The sequence below is a fragment of the Desulfovibrio oxyclinae DSM 11498 genome, from assembly GCF_000375485.1.
GTDB classification, from domain to species: Bacteria; Desulfobacterota; Desulfovibrionia; order Desulfovibrionales; family Desulfovibrionaceae; genus Pseudodesulfovibrio; species Pseudodesulfovibrio oxyclinae.
Genome location: NZ_AQXE01000001.1, coordinates 318,835 through 340,315, shown reverse-complemented (window position 1 = coordinate 340,315; position 21,481 = coordinate 318,835). Strand labels below are relative to the sequence as shown.

Annotated in this window: 19 protein-coding genes; 6 read left to right on the top strand and 13 right to left on the bottom strand. The window is 59.4% G+C overall.

Translation table 11 applies throughout. The features are described 5' to 3' along the window. Positions 1 to 5: 5 nt before the first annotated feature. From tpx to B149_RS0101755, 3 genes are all read right to left on the bottom strand, one after another. Positions 6 to 524, bottom strand: coding sequence for a thiol peroxidase (gene tpx / locus B149_RS0101765; protein ID WP_018123441.1), 519 nt, complete (start codon positions 522 to 524; stop codon positions 6 to 8). A gap of 118 nt (positions 525 to 642) precedes the next feature. Next, positions 643 to 1,728, bottom strand: a complete 1,086-nt coding sequence (locus tag B149_RS0101760; RefSeq protein WP_018123440.1) for a VOC family protein — start codon at positions 1,726 to 1,728, stop codon at positions 643 to 645. Between the two features lie 19 nt (positions 1,729 to 1,747). After that, positions 1,748 to 4,708, bottom strand: coding sequence for an NAD-glutamate dehydrogenase domain-containing protein (locus B149_RS0101755; protein ID WP_018123439.1), 2,961 nt, complete (start codon positions 4,706 to 4,708; stop codon positions 1,748 to 1,750). A gap of 216 nt (positions 4,709 to 4,924) precedes the next feature. On the opposite strand from B149_RS0101755, the gene B149_RS0101750 reads away from it, so the two are divergent. Both B149_RS0101750 and B149_RS0101745 read left to right on the top strand, forming a co-directional pair. Continuing rightward, entirely contained in the window at positions 4,925 to 5,875 is a 951-nt protein-coding gene (locus tag B149_RS0101750) for a chemotaxis protein (RefSeq protein WP_018123438.1), read from the top strand. Continuing rightward, complete coding sequence (locus tag B149_RS0101745; protein WP_018123437.1) at positions 5,872 to 6,261, top strand: Hpt domain-containing protein; 390 nt, start codon at positions 5,872 to 5,874, stop codon at positions 6,259 to 6,261. Before B149_RS0101750 ends, B149_RS0101745 begins: the two co-directional genes overlap by 4 nt. Positions 6,262 to 6,336: 75 nt before the next feature. On the opposite strand, the gene B149_RS0101740 is transcribed toward B149_RS0101745, so the two are convergent. Continuing rightward, positions 6,337 to 6,837, bottom strand: coding sequence for a hypothetical protein (locus tag B149_RS0101740; RefSeq protein WP_018123436.1), 501 nt, complete (start codon positions 6,835 to 6,837; stop codon positions 6,337 to 6,339). Between the two features lie 8 nt (positions 6,838 to 6,845). Beyond that, positions 6,846 to 8,684, bottom strand: a complete 1,839-nt coding sequence (locus B149_RS0101735; RefSeq protein ID WP_026167390.1) for a UbiD family decarboxylase — start codon at positions 8,682 to 8,684, stop codon at positions 6,846 to 6,848. A gap of 505 nt (positions 8,685 to 9,189) precedes the next feature. Here B149_RS0101735 and B149_RS0101730 point away from each other — a divergent pair. After that, on the top strand, positions 9,190 to 10,557 hold the full coding sequence (locus tag B149_RS0101730) for an amidohydrolase (protein WP_018123434.1): 1,368 nt from the start codon (positions 9,190 to 9,192) through the stop codon (positions 10,555 to 10,557). A 62-nt stretch (positions 10,558 to 10,619) separates the two neighbouring features. On the opposite strand, the gene B149_RS0101725 is transcribed toward B149_RS0101730, so the two are convergent. Further along, the gene (locus B149_RS0101725) at positions 10,620 to 11,138 is read right to left on the bottom strand and encodes a hypothetical protein (protein WP_018123433.1); all 519 of its coding nucleotides are present in this window, start codon (positions 11,136 to 11,138) and stop codon (positions 10,620 to 10,622) included. Positions 11,139 to 11,335: 197 nt separating this feature from the next. Here B149_RS0101725 and B149_RS0101720 point away from each other — a divergent pair, with 197 nt between their 5' ends. Further along, positions 11,336 to 11,698: a hypothetical protein gene (locus B149_RS0101720; RefSeq protein ID WP_018123432.1), complete on the top strand. Its 363-nt coding sequence runs from the start codon at positions 11,336 to 11,338 to the stop codon at positions 11,696 to 11,698. Between the two features lie 84 nt (positions 11,699 to 11,782). Here B149_RS0101720 and leuB read toward each other — a convergent pair whose 3' ends face one another. The 6 genes from leuB to B149_RS0101690 all read right to left on the bottom strand — a co-directional run bounded on the left by leuB (position 11,783) and on the right by B149_RS0101690 (position 17,927). Next, positions 11,783 to 12,850 carry a 3-isopropylmalate dehydrogenase gene (gene leuB, locus B149_RS0101715; protein ID WP_018123431.1) on the bottom strand — a complete coding sequence of 356 codons (1,068 nt, stop codon included), beginning with the start codon at positions 12,848 to 12,850 and terminating at the stop codon, positions 11,783 to 11,785. A gap of 9 nt (positions 12,851 to 12,859) precedes the next feature. Continuing rightward, positions 12,860 to 13,354, bottom strand: a complete 495-nt coding sequence (locus B149_RS0101710; protein ID WP_018123430.1) for a 3-isopropylmalate dehydratase small subunit — start codon at positions 13,352 to 13,354, stop codon at positions 12,860 to 12,862. Between the two features lie 10 nt (positions 13,355 to 13,364). Further along, the gene (gene leuC / locus B149_RS0101705) at positions 13,365 to 14,624 is read right to left on the bottom strand and encodes a 3-isopropylmalate dehydratase large subunit (protein WP_018123429.1); all 1,260 of its coding nucleotides are present in this window, start codon (positions 14,622 to 14,624) and stop codon (positions 13,365 to 13,367) included. Further along, entirely contained in the window at positions 14,624 to 16,162 is a 1,539-nt protein-coding gene (locus B149_RS0101700; RefSeq protein ID WP_018123428.1) for a 2-isopropylmalate synthase, read from the bottom strand. The genes leuC and B149_RS0101700 overlap by 1 nt, the downstream gene beginning before the upstream one ends. Before the next feature lie 328 nt (positions 16,163 to 16,490). Next, positions 16,491 to 17,261: a CDP-diacylglycerol--serine O-phosphatidyltransferase gene (gene pssA, locus B149_RS0101695; protein ID WP_018123427.1), complete on the bottom strand. Its 771-nt coding sequence runs from the start codon at positions 17,259 to 17,261 to the stop codon at positions 16,491 to 16,493. 18 nt (positions 17,262 to 17,279) lie between these two features. Continuing rightward, positions 17,280 to 17,927, bottom strand: a complete 648-nt coding sequence (locus tag B149_RS0101690) for a phosphatidylserine decarboxylase family protein (protein ID WP_018123426.1) — start codon at positions 17,925 to 17,927, stop codon at positions 17,280 to 17,282. A gap of 148 nt (positions 17,928 to 18,075) precedes the next feature. Here B149_RS0101690 and B149_RS0101685 point away from each other — a divergent pair, with 148 nt between their 5' ends. Both B149_RS0101685 and B149_RS0101680 read left to right on the top strand, forming a co-directional pair. After that, positions 18,076 to 18,942 (top strand): EamA family transporter, encoded by an 867-nt coding sequence (locus tag B149_RS0101685; protein WP_018123425.1) that lies wholly within the window; start codon positions 18,076 to 18,078, stop codon positions 18,940 to 18,942. Between the two features lie 89 nt (positions 18,943 to 19,031). Then, on the top strand, positions 19,032 to 20,369 hold the full coding sequence (locus tag B149_RS0101680) for a dihydrolipoyl dehydrogenase family protein (protein ID WP_018123424.1): 1,338 nt from the start codon (positions 19,032 to 19,034) through the stop codon (positions 20,367 to 20,369). Here the strand turns inward: B149_RS0101680 and B149_RS0101675 are convergent. Continuing rightward, positions 20,366 to 21,373, bottom strand: a complete 1,008-nt coding sequence (locus B149_RS0101675) for a hypothetical protein (RefSeq protein ID WP_018123423.1) — start codon at positions 21,371 to 21,373, stop codon at positions 20,366 to 20,368. The two genes, B149_RS0101680 and B149_RS0101675, sit on opposite strands and share 4 nt — an antisense overlap. Positions 21,374 to 21,481 lie beyond the last annotated feature (108 nt).

Sequence of the window (21,481 nt, the reverse complement as noted above, 5' to 3'; positions counted from 1 at the left end):
CGCCGCTAATCGATTATTTTCCGAACGGCCTTGAGGACATCATCATAGTCCGGCTCGTCGGTAACCTCGGGAACGACCTGTGAATACTGAACATCGCCGGATTTATCAACAATGAAGACCGTCCGGGCCAACAGGCGCAGTTCCTTTATCAGCACGCCCCAGCCAAGGCCGAAGGACGCATCGCGATGGTCGGACAACGTCTGCATGACTTCCACGCCAGCGTTGTCGGACCAGCGCTTCTGGGCGAACGGAAGGTCCATGCTGACCACCAGCACCTGCACCTTGTCCCCGAGCTTGGCCGCCTCCTGATTGAAACGTCGCGCTTCCAGGTCGCACACGTGCGTATCCAGCGACGGCACGGTGGCAATGATCAGGACCTTGTCCTTGTAGTCGTCCATGGTCTTGGTCCCCAGAGCATTATCCAGCAGTTCGAACCCCGGAGCCTTGTCGCCCGGCTCCACCGGATTGCCTGCCATGGTCAGCGGATTACCCTGAAACGTGATCAAACCTTTACGTTCGGTCATTTGTCTTTCTCCTTGAATTATCGGTTTTCGCGCCACCATAACATATGAAGCGCAAAAATCATCCAGAAATGAACGGTCCGCCCCAATGAAGGACGGACCGCCTCCGGACCGCAAACCGTTACTGGCGTTCCGTGGCCTTCGTCAGCATGGTCACGTTGGACTGCGTGAAGAAGCCGTCGAAGTCGCCGTAGCGGTGAATATATTCGTTGACGATGAACGTGGATGACATGGGCCGTGTAAAGGTCTGCTTGAGCCCCTCTTCCGGGGAACCGACGAGTTCCACGAGAAATTCCATGCCGTGCTCAACCAACGCGTCGAAGGTTTTTTCGATGTTTTCCGTCCTGAATGCCAGATGGTGCACCCGTGTGTTGTAATTATGGATGAACAGCTCGGTCGGGCCGGACTCCTCCACGGATTTGAACGGCTCGATGCCGGACGTGAACACCATGGCGAAATCCTCGGCAGACAGGCGCGCAACGTTGGTAATGGAGTTGAGCGCCTCCACATAGATGGCAAAGTCGAAGTGGTAGTTGGTCAACTCCATGAATTCGATGATGGCCTTGTCGCGTTCCTCGGCTCTGACCCGCGTGGCAGCGTGATCCAGCTCGTGCACGTCGCGCAGGTGCGGCCTGTCAGGCTTTTCGAAATGCCAGTCAAGACGCTGCGCATCGTCCGGGCGATAGGCGCCCTCCCCGTCCAGCCACTGGAGATACCCTACCGAGTTGCCTGTATACGGCGAAGGCTCGGTCTGCGTGAACAGGAACGACGGCGTGCGCACCGGCTCCTCGGTCAGAAACCGAACACCCCGTTTCTTCTGGATGGCTACGGCTTCCTCCAGACGCGGGCATTTGAAGACCAGCGTCTCCAGTCGCGTGTCCGGCAGGGCGTCCCCCTTCGGCCCCCTGTTGACGGGCCTGAACGGGTTTTCGCCCACCAACCGGGACGTGACCAGCATGTCGGCGCTGCCGTCCTTCTTGAGCACGCAGGTACGAATACCGTCACGCTCAAAGGCCTGCTCAAAAACATATCCGGTGGTGTTCAGCACCTCCTGAACCGCATCCTTCTGCCGTTCGGGCTGCGTGTTGATCACCACTGATTCAAGACCGCCCACGAGCCCTTCCAGCCCATGCTCGGTCCGTTCCTTCATCACGCGATCCACTTCGGACCGCAGTCGTTCGTCGTCGTTTCTGAATGCTTCTGGCATGCAGTCCTCCCGTTGGGGTCTATGCGAATCCGAGACGCCGCATGGTCAGATACTTGCGTCCGGACGCCTGAACCACGGATGCGATGTCGTCGGCCTGCTCCAGTCCGCTCTCGCGGATATCCTCAACCCATCGGGTCACTATATCCTCTTCTTCAAGGTAAGCCATGATAAGCTTGCGTACGCCTGCCACGTCAACAAGACGCTCGGCCCAGTTGAGCCCTTCCTGATACATGATGCGTGCGGAGATGAACGCCCCGAGCAATGCGTGAAGGTGGGCGCGCGGAACGTTTCGCAGCACGCGGTCGCCATACTTTTCAGCGAGTATTGCCGGGCAATAGGCGAGCACCATGCGCTTGAGCAGCGGATTGGCGGCCACGGACGCCACGCCTTCGTCGAGCATCGCCACCACCATGTCCGCGAGGTCGTTGATATGGCGAGACAGCTCGTAGGAAAGCTCCGTGATGGTCTTGGAGCCGCCGCAGCTCTTGTATTCGCGCATGAGCAGCCGCGCCTCATCACGCGCCCGCAGCCGCAGAATATCCAGCACCTGCTCCACGTAGGTATCCTTGATGTCGAGGAATTCGTCTTCCGACAGAGCCAGCCCCGCAAGAATCTCGTAGGAGGAGCAAATCACGCCGGTCTTGTTGGCGGATGGGCCCGGGACGACCATGACGCCTGCCTCTTCGAGCTTGGCACGGGCCTCGGCGGAAATGAAAATGTTGGCACCTTCCACGATGCCCCGCGCGGTGGGCCTGCCGTCGTGCCGCAGGAACCGCTGCCAGTTCTGCATGTTGATGGTGTCCGGCCTGCCGCCCGACGGGATGAATAGGTCGGCCTCCACCGTATTGTGCAGGCTGTCGCGGGTGGAGCGGCCCTCCTGCGTTTCCGTGGAGACCACGAACGCCTCCGAGCCGGAGAGCTTGTCAGGGTCGAAATGGGATGCCTTCTTTTCCCCTTCCACCAGACGCATCAGCTCCTCGTGATCCAGCCCGGCCGGATCATAGGCCGCGCCGTGTCCGTCGGACATGGCCACAATGCAGGCGTTGTCGCCGTATTCGCGACGCAGGATCTTCATGACGTTGGAGGCCACGTCTCCGGCAGGACCGCCGGTGAGCTTGACCGTGAATTTCTGGCTGTCCGGGTCGATGCCCATGGCCCGGAGCAGCTCATCCGCAAAGACGATGACGCCCTCGCTGGTGACGCCGTACCGCTTGTGTCCGATGCCGGCACGCGGCTTGGAACTCATGAACGCGGCGGGCCACTTGTACTGGCGCTTGCGGGCTCGGTCCACGAACCACTGCACGTGCTTGGGCGTGATGTTCTCGTCGGGTCCCAGATAGATGATCTCCTCGCGGTCGAGATAGTCCACCACTTCCGGCCGCGTCCAGTTGCCCGGCCCGGCATCCTCTGGCACCACGATGAGATCCAGCAGGGAATCGACCATGCTCTTCACGGCGATGTCCACTTCCCCGTCCGGCCCCATGAGCACAACGGCCTTGGAGCCGCCTTCGGGGATGTCCTTGTTTTTGAACTGCTGCGCACTCGCCAATTTGGTGACTTCGTCGAAGAGCCGGTTGCTCTCCAGTTCGAAATGCTCCTGATTCCAGGTGCGCACCACCCGTACCCCGCCGCGGGACATGTCGCGATAGCGGACATGGAAGCCGAAGCAGTAAGGGCCGTGGAAGCAGTAGAATCCGAAAGGTCGCTCTTCCTTGGGCATGGGGGAAAGGATGAGCGGATCCATGCGAAAAGCGAGGCCGAACCGCTCTGGCACGTAATAGTTGGTACGCAGGGTGTACCGGAAGAAACGATAGATGTAGTTCAGGATGTTGCGGCAGATGTCATCCGTGACGCCGCCGATTGCGTTACGCACCTTGCGCCGCCGGTGCTCCACCAGCGCATCGCGTCCGCCGCCTATGTCCGGATTGAACCGCGCTTCAAAATAACTGAACAGCAGGTCCAGAATATCGCGGTGGTCGAGCATGGTATGCACGATCCGGCCCGAGGAATAGGCGTAGATATCCTTGGCCGTCAGGAACTGATGGGCGAACTCGGCCGCGGCCTGCATGAGCATGACGCTGCCGATCTCCCACCCGTCCTCTTCGGACAACACCTCAAGACCATGAAACGCAAACCACTTTATTGCCTTGAGTTGGCGACGCAGCCGCGCGTACCGCTCTGAGCTTTTGTCAAGATCGACCTTGGACCTGTCCAGATAAAAACTGAATACGGCGGCCGTGCCGTTCTCCTCAAGCTCGAAGAGGTCGCCGTAGGCCCTGTCCACGGGCACTTCCTCCCGGGCAAGGACCTTGACCGCCATAAGCAATAGCGCCTTGGACGGCGGATTGGCCATGGCCACGCTGATGCGGTCGAAGCCGGGATGCACCTCCTTGTCCAGTTGCACGTGAACCCTTTCGGTACCCTCGACGCAACGACAGGTTTCGAAGTGCCGCACGGCCCGCGCCGCTTCAAACTTTTCAACGTAATCCTCGGTGGTCCCGGCAAGAAATTTTCCGAAGTCATCCTGATCTTCCGGGATGACCATCTTGCTTTCGGTGATGGCCTCAAGAGCCCGCTTGTAGCCGCTGCCATCCACTTCGCAGGTGCTCTGCGGTCCGAGCACCAGCGTGTCGAGCCTGAGCGCATCGTCCCGGCTGGAATAGATGCGCGCCGCCTGAAGCGATTTGCCACGATACTGCTCCAGAACCTCGGCCAGCACCTTCATGTCCGCGCCCGGTGTGATGTGGGTGATCCTTGTCCCGCAGGGGCTTCTAAGCTGCACCGCCTGTCCTTCGGAGCGCACCTGCCCGGAGAGGATGGCACGCAGGTGCTTGAGCTGTTCTTCCTTCTCGTGCGTCTGGAAATAGTATTCGGGCATGTTCACGTAAAACCACGGAACAAGCGCATCGGCAGAGTCTGAAAGCATGTTTTTGAGTTCGCTCAGGGCCTCTCTGGCGTCGATGGACACGGAATCGCTCATTTTGGGCTCCAATTTCTAAAAAAAACGAAAAAAGGACCTTTCCCTATTACCCCTAGTGCATGGCTCAGGGAACAAGGTCAAGGTTTTATGAAAAAATCATTCACAAGAATGGGTGATTCATGAATTATTCACTTGATTTTCGAACCTGCGGAACCAATACTCGAAAAAACCGGGACACGCAGCGAACACGAAACCGCGCAGCCAGAGGACCTCTAGATGAAAAAAGCCGACTCCCCCATCGATACGGGGATACTCCTTGAAACGGGAACCAACGAACTCGAACTCCTTGAATTCTACATTGAGGAGAGTGCGCCCGAGGGTGAACAACCCGTACGGCATCACTTCGGCATCAACGTGGCCAAGGTCATGCAGGTCATCGAGACACCGAATCTCGAACCGCCGGAATCCGCGCCTCACCCGTCCTTTCTTGGCACCATCCCGCTGCGCGAAGTGATTCTGGCCGTGCTGGACCTGAGCGTCTGGCTCGAAATCGACATGCCCAAGACCGAACGCGATATCGTCATCGTCACGGAGTTCAGCCAGTCCGTGACCGGATTCCTCGTCTCGGGCGTTACCGAAATCCATCGCGTGGGCTGGCGGGAAGTCATTCCGCCAAGCGGCGTCATCGCCAAAAGCACCGATGCCATCGTGGGACTGGTTGACAAAGAGGACCGGTTCATCCAGTTGCTCGACCTCGAAACCATTCTTTCGGAATTCGAGGATCACGACACTGATAACGTGGCGGTAGCGGAGAGGGAGTACAAGGCGGTAGTCTGCGACGACTCGGCAACAATCCGCATGATGGTGGACGCGAACCTCAAGGCCGCAAACTTCCGGCATCGCATCCTCAACAACGGGGAAGAGGCGCTCAAGGCCCTGTTGGAACTCAAGAGAGTCGCCGAGGAAGAAGACAGGGACATCACCGACTTCGTGGACGTGGTCATTTCAGACATCGAGATGCCGCTCATGGATGGCTTCACCCTGACCAAGAACATCAAACAGGACCCGGTGCTGGGTAAGCTTCCGGTGATCCTCTATTCTTCCATCATCACCGACGAACTCCGGCACAAGGGCGACTCGGTCGGCGCCGACCATCAGATTTCCAAACCGGAACTGAACCGCATAGCCGAAAAGGCAATTCAGCTCATCGAAGGACATACCGAATGAGAGACCCCGTACTGGAAGTCTTCATAGAAGAGACCGAAGAACGCCTGAACTCCGTGGAGTCCGGACTGCTCAACATTGAACAGGGCAAACTGGACGACACGGTCATTCACGGCATTTTTCGTGACGCCCACTCCATCAAGGCTGGCGCCAACCTTCTGAAACTGCAGAACATCGAGACACTGGCCCACAAGCTGGAGAACATCCTCGAAATGATCCGCAAGAAGCAGGGAACGCCCACGGACATGACCTTCACCGCTCTGTTGGAGACCGTGGACAAACTGCGGGAGCTGGTGGAAAATGTCGAAAAGAGCAACGAAATCAGCATCCGCCTACAGGAGGCGATGCTGAACATGGTCGCCGACAAGATGATGGAAACGAGGCAGTAGAAACACTTCTGCGACAACCAAAAAGGGCCGCCCCGATTTCCGGGGCGGCCCTTTTTGTGTCGAATATCAGCGTTGTCAGTTCTTGAACAACTCTTCAAGCTTGGACATTTCGGACATGGGCGTGTTGGCGAATACTTCCTTTTCCACGGCCTGCATGAACTCCTCATACTCCATGTTCATGAAGTCGATGTTCACGCCGCGTACGTCGAAGTACTGCTCCATGAACGCCGAGAGCGGCCCGTCGTCCAGCTGCTTCATAAGCTCGTTGTGGCTCTGAAGCGTGGTGAACGGCTTGTTCATGCTGCCCAGTACATACATGTCGAGCCGGGTCTCACCGTCGGTGACCACGCCGATGGCGTTGAAAATCTTCAATCGGTCCCGAAAGGATTGGTCCAGATCGGGCAACTCGTCCAGTTCCGCCTTCGGGAAGAAGCCCACGAAAACGCTGGTGCCGTTCTCGTCGAGCATTGTGTGCCGAAAAACCTTCTGATCCTTGATCTTTCTGGCGGCCTTGATGCTCTGACACAGGTCCAGCGCGACGCCCTCGCGCAGGTATGCGATAACTTTCTCGTCCATGGGTTCTCCTAGATTATGCCGTGCAGCGGCCCGCCGGGCGCGCCGAGGTCGTCCACCATTCGCTCCACTTCCGGAACCGGTTCCAGCGGCGGAGCATGATATGTCTTGAGGCGCGCGTCAATGATCACGGCCTTTTCCGCACCCCAGTGCTTGCAGTGAATAAAGCTGCCCGCACCGTACATGTCCGTGGCCGGGTCGGAACGGGTGAATGCCACCCAGAGGAAGTTGTCCCAGTTTCTGGCGGTGAATTCCGCATCGTCCGCCACCACGATGAACGGGAACCGCTCGATGCCCTCCACGCGCTCCAGCTGCTCGCCCAGCGCATCGAAGCTCGGGTCGGACGTGTCGCGCGGTCGGTCGTGGTTCGGCCCCTGAAGCACCATGATGCCCGGCGCGAACACCCTCGGCTCACCAAAGCCTTTTGGCAGATCAAGCCCTGCAGGCAACTCGGTGCCGAGTTCGCGGCGGACCGGTCCGGCCACCGACATGATGACCTTGGAGCCCTGATTGAGGCTGATGCCCGAATAGTCCAGCGTATCGATGGTCGTGCGGGTGATGAAATGGAAATCGCGCCCGAGATCAACGCGCTCCAACAGATGCCTGAAAAACTCGGGGATATGATGCGCGGAGACGTCCGGGCTGTCTTCCTTGGCGGCTATGAGCACGTATTTGGAGAGCGAGGTCTGGGTGGTCCCCAGCAGCGAGAGCGCGTTGGTGATGAGCTCCTGCGGCTGCCTTTCCGCAGCATACGGAACGTACCGTTCTGAACCAACGGCCAGCAGCAGTGGATGCACGCCAGCCGCGTCCACCGCGTGGACCTCGTGCACCCCGGCGAACACCGAGGACACCAGATCGCCCGTCATCTCATGGATGAACTCACCGAAGATGGTGTCTTCCTGCGGGGGACGGCCCACGGTGGTAAACGGCCAGATGGCATCGTCACGATGATAGACGTGTTCCACGCGCAGCACCGGGAAGTCATGCGTCAGGCTGTAGTAGCCGAGGTGATCGCCGAAAGGTCCTTCGGGCTTCTCCACGGTCTCCACCACGCCGCTGATGCAGAAGTCTGCTTCGGCCGGAATCGGCAGTCCGTCCGGACGCATGACCATGGGGATGCGATGCCCGCCCATCATTCCGGCAAAAAGTATTTCCGGAAAACCCTCTGGCAGGGGCATGACCGCCGCCAGCGTCATACTCGGCGGGCCGCCCACGAAGACGTTGACCCTGAGCTTTTCGCCGCGCTTGAGGGCTTCGGCGTGGTGATGCCCTATGCCCCGATGGATCTGGTAATGCAGGCCCACTTCCTCGTCCGGGGTATAGTCGTTTCCGGTGAGTTGCACCCGGTACATGCCGAGGTTGGAGCCGGAAAAGCCGGGCTTCGTGGGGTCTTCCGAGTAGACCTGCGGCAGAGTGACGTATCCCCCGCCGTCCATTGGCCATGAGACCAACTCGGGCAGTTCGGTCACCCGGCATTCATTGCGCATGACCGGTCCGTTTTTCACTCGCTTGGGCAGTGAATGCCATGCGGAACGCGGGCCCCCGAGATAATCCCACGGACGCTTGAGCGCGGCCATTGGATCAAACTTCAACCGCATGAGCCGTTCGACGGTCCGCAGCGTATCGCTGAAGAGGAAATGCATACGCTCGCGCGTACCGAAGATGTTCGCGGCCATGGGAAAGCGCGTTCCCTTGACGTTGGTGAAGAGCAGCGCCGGGCCGCCTGCCTGAAAAACGCGGCGCTGAATGGCCCCCGCCTCGATGTGCGGGTCCACGGCCTTTTCGATGCGCACCAGCTCTCCTCGACGCTCAAGAGCATCAAGGCATTCGCGTGTATTTTTAAATCCCATGCTGAATGTACCTGCCTTTTTGTTCAGGCAGGCAATCTATACGCTCGCAGCCGCAATGTTAAGAGGCAAATTCCTATTGTGAATCCTTGGACCAGGTGCAAACGTATTCATCCGGGCGATGATCCACGATACCGATGGGGCCGGGCCTGAGCTTTTGCGAGATTCGATTGGGGCAGGTGTGGCAGAAAAAATGAGGGTAGACGCAGTCCAGACAGTAGGGTCGGAATTCCATACAGGAAATTTGATTCCAGGGTCGCCTAAGGCTGAGGACGCAACGCTTTCTGAAAAAGACGCAGTTCAGACAACTATTTGGTTTTTTATGTTTTTTCATAAAACACTCCGTCAACAAAACACTTTTCGGGAATATTCAGTTCAACAGCGCATGACACGTGAACGCCATTATTATCCCGAGCCCTCTCTGAGAGCCCGCCGTTGACATCACTCCGCGACACGACGTACCTAGCTCCGGCGACAATAATCGGATTACCATGACGGAGATTAAATCATGTCGGTGACATATATAAAGAATGCCTTTCTTGTAACCATGAACGGTCAGCGGGAGATTTTCGAAGCGGGCGGCGTGCTTGTACGCGACGGACGCATTGAAAGCGTCGGGTTTGTTGATGAGGCTTCCGTTCCGGAAAACGCCGAGATCATTGACGCGGGCGGCAAGGTGGTTATGCCGGGGCTCATCAACACACATGTCCACCTTTCCCAGCAGCTCGGCCGGGGGCTTGGTGATGACGTGGACCTGCTGACGTGGCTGCATGAGCGTACCTGGCCCTATGAACGTAGCCTCACCGCCGAGGACAACCACGTCTCCTCGCTTGCCTGTTGTCTTGAAATGATCCGTTCCGGCGTGACCTGCTTCGCCGAACCGGGCGGCCAGCACGTGGACACCATGGGCCGTGCCGTGGAGCAGGCAGGAATCCGCGGCATCCTCGCCCGCTCCACCATGGACCGCGGCGAAGGCATACCTGAGCACACAAAAGAATCCGCCGACGACTGCATCGCCCGACAGGTCGAACACATGGACCGCTGGCACGGCGCGGCAAACGGCAGAATCCGGGTCTGGCTCGGACTGCGCACCATTTTCAACAACTCTGATGAGCTCATCCTCAAGTCCAGAGAGCTGGCGGACGCACGCGGCATCGGGATGCACATGCATGTCGCCGAGGTAAAGGAAGAGATCGACTTCGCCAAGGCCGACCGTGGCCTGCCAACGGTGGAGCATCTTGGCCGCATCGGCGCGCTGGGTCCCAACCTGCTGGCCGTGCACACCGTCTGGATCACACCGAGGGAAATGGACCTGTTCCGCCTGCATGACGTGAAGGTCTCCCACTGCCCCGGCGCGGCCATGAAGGTTCTGGGGTTCGCTCCGGTGCCGGAAATGCTGCAACGCGGCATCTGCGTTTCCATCGGCACGGACGGCGCGCCCTGTAACAACCGCATGGACATGTTCGACGAGATGTACCTGACGGCCATGATCCACAAGGGCCGCACCCTTGACCCCACGGCGGTGCCTGCTCAGTCCGTTCTGGAAATGGCCACGGTCAACGGCGCACGGGCCACTCTCTGGGAAGACGGCATCGGCTCGCTGGAGCCGGGCAAGGCTGCGGACCTGATCATGGTGGACATGCACTCCCACCCCGGTTCCATGCCCGTGCACGACGCCGTGGCCAACCTCGTCTACGCCATGCGCTCCAGCTGCGTGGAGTCGGTCATGTGCGACGGCAACTGGGTGATGCGCGACCGCAAGGTGCTGACGATGGATGAAGAAGCCGTGCTGAATGAGGCCCAGCAACGAGCCGACGCGGTTCGAAAGCGAGCAGGGATCGAACTGCCGCAACGGTTTCCGATTCGCCGCAGATAGCAAGACAAAGGCCGCCCCGGTAAACGGAGCGGCCTTTTTTACGGGCTGAAAACCCGAAATATTTACTGGATGGTTCCGTTGCCCACGGGCATGGAGATGGTTCCGGCTTCGGGAATCTCCAGCGACAAAAGCTGCTCAAGGGTCATGTCCGGGCCGACCCACAGGGAACCCTGTCCCTGCCAGCCCTGAGCGAGCGTCTTGGCGTGCAGCAGGGCCATGGATACGGCCTGGGCATACTGTTCGCGGTCGAAAACAAGATGCAGGTCCTGCGCCCACTCGGGCAGCTCCTCTTCCGAAGGCCACGCGATGGGCGTCCTGAGCTTCCAGTGCACCTCGTTGCCGTGATGCTCCACGTGGACGCCTTCGTCAATACCGAGACAGGCGGGATTGCCGCAGTTACAGGTAAAGATGAAGTATTCGCCGGAAAGCCCGGCGCTCATGGTCAGGTCCACGGGGTCGATGTAGGCCCCTCCGTCCTCGTGGAGATAGTTGCCGTCCACCGACAGGATGAAGTCGATGTAGGCGTCCTCGTGATTCTCTCCGTCCAGACTGAGCTGAACCGTCAACACAAAATCATTCATTCATACTCTCCGGCAAGTCTTTTCCCTTTCACGGGAAAGCATGTGTAGCTTTGCTTTGCTCATTCGACAAGCATTTTCGGGTCCGTCCTATTTTTCAGGAGAGACCCACTTTCTGAAAATAATGGCTTACACAGAAATAAACTCTGTGGTATGGAGAAACTAATTGTAACCATATTCTAAATGATTTGGAGGACCTCATGGCTAACATGGATTACCCCGGACCCTGCCCCAGCTGCGTGGGCATCGACGGATGCAGCACCGAAGAAGCAAAGAAGGAAGCCGTGGCCCACTACTGCAAGGGCCTCGAAATGGAACTCAACGCCTGGAAAGCGCGCCTCTACGACGTGCTGGCATACGACAATCCGTCCGGCCTTCAGGACCAGATCATCCTGATCAAGTCCACCATGAAGGAACTGGACACCATCGTCGACGAAATGAAGGACGTCTGCCCCTCCAGCATGAGCGATCAGGAAAAAAAGATCGGCAACAAGCTGGAAGACCTGCGCGTGCACTACTCCAAGGCCATGGAAGTCATCGCCCCGGGTTGGTTCGGCGGCTGATTTCCAGCGCCTTCCTCACCTCGCAAAAAAAGGGCCGCTCCCTGCCGGAGAGCGGCCCTTTTTCAATATTACTACACTATCGCGCTAGAGATTTTCCAGCACCGCAGCGCCCATGGCCTTGGTGCCGACGGCCTTTGCGCCCTGTTCCATGATATCACCGGTGCGGTATCCCTGCTCCAGCGTCTTCTGGACGGCCTGCTCGATGCAGTCGGCCTCCTCGGCCATATCCATGGAATGACGGAGCATCATGGCGATGGACAGGATCGTCGCCAGCGGGTTGGCCTTGTCCTGCCCGGCGATGTCCGGCGCGGAGCCGTGGATGGGTTCGTACAGCCCCGGCCCGTCAGCACCAAGCGACGCGGACGGAAGCATTCCGATGGAACCGGTGATGGCTGCGGCCTCGTCCGAAAGGATGTCGCCGAACAGGTTGCCGGTGACGATCACGTCGAACTGGCCCGGATCGCGCACGAGCTGCATGGCGGCGTTGTCCACGTACATGTGGCTCAGTTCCACGTCGGCGTACTCGGCGTGTTCATCCACCACCACATCGCGCCATACGCGGGAGACGTCCAGCACATTGGCCTTGTCCACGGAACAAACGCGACCGCCGCGCTTGCGCGCGGCCTCGAAGGCCACGCGGGCGATGCGGCGAATCTCATGCTCGCGATAGACCATGGTATTGTACCCGTACCGCTCCCCTTCTATCTCGCCTTCGAGACGCGGCTCCCCGAAGTAGATGCCGCCGGTAAGCTCGCGAACCACCATCACGTCGAGACCGTTTTCCACGATGTCCGGACGCAGATAGCAGGCGTGTTTGAGCTGCGGAAACAGCACTGCGGGACGCAGGTTGGCGAAAAGGCCCATGGCCTTGCGGATACCGAGCAGCCCTTTTTCCGGGCGGATGGACGGGTCGATGGTGTCCCACTTGGGACCGCCCACGGCACCCAACAGCACGGCATCGGCCTCCTTGCAGCGTTCCACGGTGCTGTCGGGCAGCGGACCGCCCGTGGCGTCGATGGCGACTCCGCCGATCAACGCTTCGGAATATTCAAAGGTACAACCGAACTTTTCGCCCACCTTGTCGAGCACCTTGACGCCCTGCGCCACGATCTCCGGTCCGATGCCGTCACCGGCAAGTATGCATATCTTCATGGCCGCTCCTTATTCCGCAAGTTTGGCGCGCGCGTATTCCACCAGTCCGCCAGCATCGAGTATTCCCTGCATGAAGGACGGAACGGGAGCGCACTTCACGACGTCTCCGGTGGTATTGTTGGTTATTTCGCCATTTTCCGTATCGACAGTGAGTTCATGCCCGTCGCCGAGCTTGTTGATGTCATCGCCTACTTCCAACAGCACCAGCCCCTTGTTGAAGCCGTTGCGGTAAAAGATGCGGGCGAAACTCTTGGCGACCACGACGGGAATGCCCGCTCCAAGAATGGAGATGGGCGCGTGCTCGCGCGAGCTGCCGCAGCCGAAGTTCTCCCCGGCCACAATGATGTCGTTTTCCTTCACGCGGTCCACCCAGCCTTCCTCAAGGCCGGACATGCAGTTGCGTCCCAGCTCTTCGGCATCGGTGGTCACGAGGAAGCGTGCGGGGATGATTGCGTCGGTGTCTATGTGGTCGCCCACTTTGTGGGCGTTTCCGGTCACTTTCATGATCAGCCTCCTACAGCTTGGCCGGGTGGATGATTTCTCCGGCCACGGCACTGGCCGCGGCAACGGACGGGTTGGACAGGAACACTTCGCTTTCGAGGCTGCCCATGCGGCCCTTGAAGTTGCGGTTGGTGGTGGCGATGGCCCGCTCCCCGCCCGCGAGAATGCCCATGTGACCGCCAAGGCATGGACCGCACGTGGGCGGACCAACGATGCATCCGGCCTGCATGAAGATTTCCATGAGTCCTTCACTGAGGCAGTCCTGCCAGATTTTCGGGGTTGCGGGCAGCACGATGCAGCGCACCGACTTGTCCACCTTGCGATTCTTCAGGATAGCGGCGGCCTCGCGCATGTCCTCTATGCGCCCGTTGGTGCAGGAGCCAATGACAGCCTGATGAATCTTCAGGCCAGCGGTCTCGTCCACGGGCTTCACGTTGTCGGGCAGGTGCGGGCAGGCGACTTGCGGCTCCATGCCGTTCACGTCGATGTCCACCACACGCTCATACTGCGCGTCCGGGTCCGGAGCGAGCATTTCGGCGTTCTTGCGACCGGCTTCCACCACGTAGTCGATGGTCTTGCCGTCAGCAGCGAAGAGACCGACCTTGCCGCCGGCCTCAATAGCCATATTGGCGATGGTCATGCGCCCTTCCACCGTCATATCCGCGATGGTCTCGCCGCCGAATTCCAGCGCCTTGTAGAGCGCCCCGGCCACGCCGATGCGGCCGATCAGATTGAGCATCACGTCCTTGGCGCCGACGTATTGCGAGGCCTTGCCTGTGACTTGCACGCGGATGGTCGGCGGCACCTTGAACCAAGTTTCACCAAGCGCCATGGCCGCGCCGATATCGGTGGAGCCCATACCGGTGGCGAATGCGCCCAGACCGCCGTAGGTGCAGGTATGAGAATCCGCGCCGATGACGATGTCGCCCGGCCCCACAAGCCCCTTTTCAGGCAGCAGGGCGTGTTCAACGCCCACGTCGCCGCACTCGTAGTAGTTAGTGACGCCCATCTCTTCGGCGAACTCGCGCACGACCTTGACCTGTTCGGCCGAGTCGATGTCGCGGTTCGGGGTGAAATGGTCGCACACGAGAAAAACGCGGTCCTGATCAAAGACCTTTTTCGCGCCCATTTCCCTGAAGGCCTTTATGGCCAGCGGTGCGGTGATGTCGTTGGCGAGCACTCCGCTCACCCGGCACTGGACGATCTGTCCCGGCCCTTCGACGGTTTCGTCGGTATGCTGTTGCAGTATTTTCTCTGCCAGGGTCTGAGACATTATTTCCTCTCCTCTCTGGTGATTTCCAAACGATTCAATGCGTTGACAAGGGCCAGGGCGGAAGCGCGGACGACGTCCTCGTCGTTGGCGCGGCCGACGGCCTTGAACCCGTCATGCGTTATGCGTACCGCGACACCGGCCAATGCGTCGGTTCCGGAAGTGACTGCGTTGACCGTATAGCTTTCAAGGCTGGCACGATACCCTATCAAGTCGTAGATGGAGCTGAACACGGCGTCAATGGTTCCGCGCCCGAAAGCGGTGTTCTTGCGGACCTCCACATCACCGCCCTCATCGCCGAATTCCATAACCACGGCAGCATGCGGCGGAACTTCGCCGGTGCCGGAGAACACGCTCATATCGCGCAGACGGAACTTGTCGCGACGACGATAGACCTTTTCCAGCACGAGCGCTTCCACGTCTTCATCGTGAATGCGTTCCTTTTTGTCGGCGAGTTCCTTCACTGCGGAGAACATGGCTTCCACCTGATCATCCTGAAGCGTGTAGCCCAGTTCCTCCACCTTGCGTTTGATGGCATGGGAGCCGGAGTGCTTGCCGATGACAATCTCCGTGCCCTGCCTGCCGATGCTTTCGGCCGTCATGATCTCATAGGTCTGACGGTTTTTGATGACACCGTCCTGATGCACACCCGATTCATGCGCGAAGGCGTTGGTGCCCACGATGGCCTTGTACGGCGGGATGGGTTGCCCGATGATCTGGGAGAGCCTGCGGCACGAGGGGTACAACTGCTCCGTCACCACGTCGCAGTCGATGTCGTAAAGATCCTTGCGAGTGTTGAGCGCCATGACGACCTCTTCGAGCGCTGCGTTGCCCGCGCGCTCGCCAATGCCGGAGACCGTACACTCCACCTGCCGCGCTCCGGCCCGGATGGCCGCAAGGCTGTTGGCCACGGCGAGTCCGAGGTCGTTGTGGCAATGCACGGAAATGACGGTATCGCTCTTCATTTCCAGCTTTTCCATGAGGAAACGGATCATCTCATAGAACTCGTGCGGCTGGGTGTACCCAACGGTGTCGGGAACATTGAGGGTCCGCGCCCCGGCTTTGATGGCGGTGTTGAACACTCGCACGAGGAAGTCCCAATCGGACCGGGAAGCGTCCTCTGCCGAGAATTCCACGTTGGACGTGTATTTCGCGGCGTGTTTCACCGCAGCCTCGGCCATTTCCACCACCTGATCCGGCGTCTTGCCAAGCTTGTATTCCATATGAATGGGGCTGGTGGCGAGGAAGGTATGAATGCGGCCCTCGGGCGCGTTTTTCACCGCTTCCCAGCAGCGGTCGATGTCCTTGGTCACCGAGCGGCAGAGGCCTGCCACCTGCAGGTTGGTCACGGATTCGGCAATGGATTTGACCGATTCGAAATCGCCCTGACTGGCAATGGGAAAGCCGGCTTCAATGATGTCCACTCCGAGCGTCTCAAGCTGGCGGGCCATGCGGATTTTCTCATCAATGTTCATGGTGGCGCCGGGAGACTGTTCGCCATCGCGCAGGGTCGTATCGAAAATCATGATCTTGTCGGACATTTTGCACCTCCGGGTCTGAGCCCGTCGTTTACGGTAAAGTGTTGGTGCGCGCCAACTGCGTGAACGCAGTCACGGCACGCGGAGTCGTAACCGTCACAGTTTACCGTGCCCGTAGTCGCTCCCAGCGGAAACGCGCTCTGGTGTGCGGATGCCGAATGACAATGGTTCCGTCTGCTTGCATTGCTGCCTCCGGGCCTTGGGCCCTTGCGGTTGCGGTTTTGCATAAGACGAACGGACGAAGAACGGGACGAAAAGGATGAACTCCCCCGCGTCCGGCTCAGCGTCCGCCCGGGATTCATCTATGGTGAAAAAACGGGTCGGGGCCGAACTACGATAGTTCGTTGGAAGAGGAATCGCCTAGTAGGCGGCTGCTCCTGCGGGACAGGAAGAACAGCGTGTAGACAGGACCGGAAACGAGGTAGCCGAAGAAAATCACGAAACCGAGCAGCTTCGGCTTGGAGGCGATCAGCGCGAACAGCAAAATGGCGGTCACCATGGAGCTGAAGCGGTGAGCCTTGAAGAATCCGAAATCCTTGAAGGAGTAGAAACGTACGGTGCTGACCATCATAATGGACACCACGTACATCATGACCAGAAGGCCCATGGGTACGATCTGGGCGTTCATCCAGTCTGAGAGGTAGGACGAGAAAAGGACCAGCGTGGCGAGAGTGCAGGCGGCCGCCGGAATGGGCAGGCCAACGAAGAACTTCTTGGAAGTCGTCTTGGTCTGCACGTTGAAGCGGGCAAGGCGAAGCGCACCGCAGGCGATGAGCAGGAAAGCCGCCACGAGCCCGAGGCGTCCGAACTCCTGCAAGTGCCAGAGGTAGGCCATGATGGCCGGGGTGACACCGAAGGCCACGAGGTCGGCAAGCGAATCCAACTGCACGCCGAACTCGCTGGAGGTGCCGGTGAGCCGGGCAACCTTGCCGTCGAGTCCGTCAAAAACGCAGCTGGCGAGAATGCACAGAGCGCACGCCTCAAACCTGCCCTGCATTGCCAACGTCATTCCGAGAAACCCGATAAACAGGCTCGCAATGGTCAGCAGATTGGGCAGAATGTAGACGCTCTTGTGTCTGGGCAGTTTCTTTTCCCTTGCCATTTCAGTCCTTTGAGTTCTTTACGCGGAGCGTTTTGCGGCCAGGGTGGTTTCCCCGGCAACGACCTTTTCGCCAACGCGTACACTGGGAACATAGCTATCCGGGATGTAAAGGTCAACACGCGACCCGAACTTGATCAAACCAAAGCGGTCGCCACGCTTGAGCTTGTCAGTGGGTTCGGCCCAGCAGACGATGCGCCGCGCCACGAGCCCGGCGATCTGCACCATGGAGAAACGCTGGTTGCCCTTGCCCACGATGGTCATGGCGCACCGCTCGTTGTCGGTGCTNGCCTTGTCCAGCGAGGCATTAAAGAATTTTCCCGGGATATAACGGATGGTCTCCACCTTTCCGGAAACGGGCATGCGGTTCACGTGGACGTTGAAAACGTTCATGAACACACAGATGACCTGACGCTGCTCTCCTGTCATGGGGTCGGTCTCTGTTGCGATCTTGCAGATCTTTCCGTCCGCGGGCGAGACCACGGCGTCGGCGTCCTCGGGCTGCACCCGTTCGGGATCACGGAAGAAATGGCCTATGAAAAGGGTCAGCGCCAGCATGACGATGGCCGCAAATTCCCACTCAAGGACAGCAAAAACGAGCGTCACGAAAGCCGATATGATAATGTACGGCATGCCCTCGCGGACAATGCCCACTGTCGATTCACGCATGTATGTCTCCTAGGTGTTGTACTAGGGTTCCAATACTCTGCCAGGTGGTTCGGGTCAAGTCCGTCCGCAACCGCTTTTTACAATGGAGCCGAACCGTTGTATTGCCTTCCGATGACATATCAATTCATTTATCCCGAGACCTGCTGAGATGCTCTGGTTCAGCCTTGCCGTATGGTCGGCATTCGCCACCGCTCTTGAGGCAGCCGTCCTGAAACGGCACTTCAATCATCTCAATTCATGGGAGATGTCCGCCATCCCCTTCGTCTGGGGCTCACCATTCTTCGCCGTGGCCATGTTGCTTGGCGAAGCACCGGAGTTCCAATCCGGCTTCTGGACCACGCTGCTCATGGTCTGCCCGCTGGTGGCCGTTGCATTCCGCTTCCAGTCGCAGGCCATCAGGCGCTCCCCCATCTCACTGACCATGCCGTTTCTCACGCTGACCCCGGCCATCGTCATGCTCACGGGATTTCTCGTGCTCGGCGAAAGCACCCCTCTCAAAGGCGCGACCGGGATCGCGGCGATCGTGGTCGGAGGGTACATCATCAACATTTCCGACCAGACCCGGTCATGGCTCGACCCGTTCAAGGCCTTGGCAACCGAGCCCGGCACCCGATACATGCTGGCCGCGGCCACCATTTACAGCCTGTGCGCGGTGCTCGGTAAAAAACTGCTGCTGCTCTCTTCCCCGCTATACGCGGCGGGATCGTTCTGGATAGGAAGCGCTTGCGCGATCGTGCTGGGCGGCATCCTCGCCGGACGCTTCAGGCCGAGCTCGCTCACCGAGAAACCTGTTCCCGCGCTTGTGGCCGGGCTACTGGGATTCACCGAACTGACCTGCCACATGTTCTCCATCTCCATGACTGCGGCGGCCTACATGGTGGCGGTCAAGCGCCTCAACGGATTGTTCTCCGTGCTCATCGGCTGGCGCTGGCTCAAGGAAGGCAACACCCTCACCCGCCTCGCTGGAGCCGGGCTGATGGGCCTTGGAGCGACGCTGCTGGCTTTTCTCGGATAATTTCGCCCCCCCTTTTTCACTCCACCCCTGACAAGAAGCTCGATTTTGGCTACGGTGGACCGTAAAAAAGCAAAAAGCACGGGAGAGTCATGAAAGAATATGATGTGATCGTCATCGGTGCCGGACCGGCCGGGGGCGGCGTTGCCGCACCGTTGGCCGAAGCCGGAAAACGAGTGGTGATGTTTGAGCACAACGGCGTTGGCGGCGTCTGCCCGCTGCGCGGCTGCAATCCCAAGAAGGCGCTCATGTCCGCTCCGGAGGCCGTCCACATGGCCCGGCACCTTTACGGCAAGGGCGCTGCCGGACATCTTTATGCCGACTGGCCCCAGATGGCGCGCTTCAAGGACGGTTTTACCGATCCGATACCTGAAAAGGCCAAGAGCCATTATGAAAGCCTCGGCATAGAGGTCGTTCAAAGCAACGCGAGCTTCACTGGCCCACAAACGGTTGAGGCCGACGGAGAAACCTACACGGCGCCGCATATCTGCATCTGCACAGGACAGGTTCCCCGCGAACTGGATCTGCCCGGTCAGGGACTGCTGCAAACCAGCGACGACTTTCTGAATCTGCAGGAACTGCCCAGAAACATTGCCTTCATCGGCGGCGGATTCATTTCCATGGAGTTCGCCCATATTGCGGCACGCTGCGGCTCGAATGTCACCATCTTCGTTCGCAGCGAGCGGGCCCTGCGGGAATTCGACGCCGACTTGGTGGATGAGTTGGTGCAGACATCTCGCGAGATGGGCATCGATATTCGCTTCAACAATCCAGTCAATGCCATTGAACAGCGCAAGCAGGCTCTGACCGTGATTACCGACGGCCCCGAACCCGAAGTTGCGGTGGATGCAGTCTTCAACTGCGCCGGTCGCGTCCCTGCCGTGGACGGGCTGCGGCTTGACCTTGCCGAAGTCAGGCACGAGAAAGGCGGCATCGCCGTGGACAAGCAGATGCGCAGCGTCACCAATCCGCGCATCTTCGCCATCGGCGATGTGGCTGACACTCCGTTCGGTCTGACTCCCACAGCCTCACTCGAATCCGCCGTGGCCGCGTCGGTCATTCTCGGGGATGAAACCGCCGAGACCAACCACGACGGCATCCCGGCGACCTGCTTTACCCTGCCCCCGATTTCACGGGTGGGCCTGCTGGAATCCGAGGCGCGGGAACGCGGACTCGATTTCACGGTCAAGGAAACCGACCTCGCAGATGCCTTCTCATGGAAGCGCCTTGGAGAGACCGTGGGCAGGAGCCGCATTCTGCTGGATGAAAAAAACGGGGTCGTTCTGGGCGGTCACGTGCTGGGCCACAACTCCGAGGAGATTGCCAACACGCTGGCGCTCATCGTGCGCCATCGCATCCCTCTCGAGAAGGTGCGCGACACCCCGTGGGTCTATCCGACCAACGGGTATCAGCTGAAATACATGATCTAGCCGAGGAGATCCTTGCCGAGTCTGTGGGCTGGCAGGATTTCTCCGTCGAGAAGCAGCCCCTGCGGGGAAAACGAGGCGTTCTCGTACCCCGCGGGCGGCTGAAAATGATTGTCCGGCGTGAGCAGCGCGCTCATGTTTTCCCCGGAGCAGTGAGCCACCACGCCTTCGGGCAGAAAAACCGCCTCGTCCAGCCCCTTGCCCGCCGCTCTGAACAGGGCCCCGTAGCGGGCAAAACAGTTCTCACGCCCAATGCCGCCCTGAAGCAACGCCATGCTCTCGTTGGCGACGAAATGCACCTTCAGTCCGTAGATGGACGCATAAGCCCCGGGCCGGGACGGATCGGCCGGGATGATACTGCCCGCGTCCAGCGAACGCAGCAGGTCGGCAGTCCTTTCCCCCGCCAGCGGATCGACCATGAATCCGCACGGCACCGAACGGGTGAAGCGGTTGCGGTGCGCCTGAACATACGAGGCGAGGACCAGCAGCCCCGAAGCGGCTCCCACATCCACGGCAAGATGAGGACACGTTTCTTCAGGTCCGGCCTTCACGCCGGCTCCAAGCACTTTGCCCGCAATGAAGGCGGCTCTCGGAATGTCAGCAAGGCAGCGCAGAGCGCCGGACCAGTTGCGCATCCGGTTCATGATCTCCGGGTCGTCCCCGGGCTCGTTCATGCTCTGATGGCGGGAGAAACCCGCAAGCAACGTTGCGATCTCGCCATACGAAACGCTCTGTTCGTGCGCTCCGTCATGCACATAGGCATGGAAATATTTCAGCACAAGGTTGAGCAGGGTCGCTCCGTCCGGCAGCACCGCGGGGTCGCAGAGCTGCTCCACCTCGCTGATGAGCGGAGTGTCGCGATAAAACGCCGGGCACTCGCCGCAGGCCGGGGCTTCCAGCGCGGTGGTGAAGTTGCGGGCCTGCATTCCTGCTCCCGAGAGCAAGGCCGAGGCCGTTGACCCGTCGAGGGCCTCTTTTATGGATGTCTGGAGTCTGGCTTCATTCATATCTTCTTCCGTGGGGTGGGAATTGATTGCCTGCCCCGAGCCAGTGCATGGACCATACCGGAAGAGGGTGCGCATGCCGTTTCAATTTGAATGAATGTATCCAGAACG

Excerpts from the sequence above, each read along its gene's own strand:
- tpx (WP_018123441.1), bottom strand. The coding sequence starts at position 524 with ATGACCGAACGTAAAGGTTTGATCACGTTTCAGGGTAATCCGCTGACC.
- B149_RS0101760 (WP_018123440.1), bottom strand. The coding sequence starts at position 1,728 with ATGCCAGAAGCATTCAGAAACGACGACGAACGACTGCGGTCCGAAGTG.
- B149_RS0101755 (WP_018123439.1), bottom strand. The coding sequence starts at position 4,708 with ATGAGCGATTCCGTGTCCATCGACGCCAGAGAGGCCCTGAGCGAACTC.
- B149_RS0101750 (WP_018123438.1), top strand. The coding sequence starts at position 4,925 with ATGAAAAAAGCCGACTCCCCCATCGATACGGGGATACTCCTTGAAACG.
- B149_RS0101745 (WP_018123437.1), top strand. The coding sequence starts at position 5,872 with ATGAGAGACCCCGTACTGGAAGTCTTCATAGAAGAGACCGAAGAACGC.
- B149_RS0101740 (WP_018123436.1), bottom strand. The coding sequence starts at position 6,837 with ATGGACGAGAAAGTTATCGCATACCTGCGCGAGGGCGTCGCGCTGGAC.
- B149_RS0101735 (WP_026167390.1), bottom strand. The coding sequence starts at position 8,684 with ATGGGATTTAAAAATACACGCGAATGCCTTGATGCTCTTGAGCGTCGA.
- B149_RS0101730 (WP_018123434.1), top strand. The coding sequence starts at position 9,190 with ATGTCGGTGACATATATAAAGAATGCCTTTCTTGTAACCATGAACGGT.
- B149_RS0101725 (WP_018123433.1), bottom strand. The coding sequence starts at position 11,138 with ATGAATGATTTTGTGTTGACGGTTCAGCTCAGTCTGGACGGAGAGAAT.
- B149_RS0101720 (WP_018123432.1), top strand. The coding sequence starts at position 11,336 with ATGGCTAACATGGATTACCCCGGACCCTGCCCCAGCTGCGTGGGCATC.
- leuB (WP_018123431.1), bottom strand. The coding sequence starts at position 12,850 with ATGAAGATATGCATACTTGCCGGTGACGGCATCGGACCGGAGATCGTG.
- B149_RS0101710 (WP_018123430.1), bottom strand. The coding sequence starts at position 13,354 with ATGAAAGTGACCGGAAACGCCCACAAAGTGGGCGACCACATAGACACC.
- leuC (WP_018123429.1), bottom strand. The coding sequence starts at position 14,624 with ATGTCTCAGACCCTGGCAGAGAAAATACTGCAACAGCATACCGACGAA.
- B149_RS0101700 (WP_018123428.1), bottom strand. The coding sequence starts at position 16,162 with ATGTCCGACAAGATCATGATTTTCGATACGACCCTGCGCGATGGCGAA.
- pssA (WP_018123427.1), bottom strand. The coding sequence starts at position 17,261 with ATGGCAAGGGAAAAGAAACTGCCCAGACACAAGAGCGTCTACATTCTG.
- B149_RS0101685 (WP_018123425.1), top strand. The coding sequence starts at position 18,076 with ATGCTCTGGTTCAGCCTTGCCGTATGGTCGGCATTCGCCACCGCTCTT.
- B149_RS0101680 (WP_018123424.1), top strand. The coding sequence starts at position 19,032 with ATGAAAGAATATGATGTGATCGTCATCGGTGCCGGACCGGCCGGGGGC.
- B149_RS0101675 (WP_018123423.1), bottom strand. The coding sequence starts at position 21,373 with ATGAATGAAGCCAGACTCCAGACATCCATAAAAGAGGCCCTCGACGGG.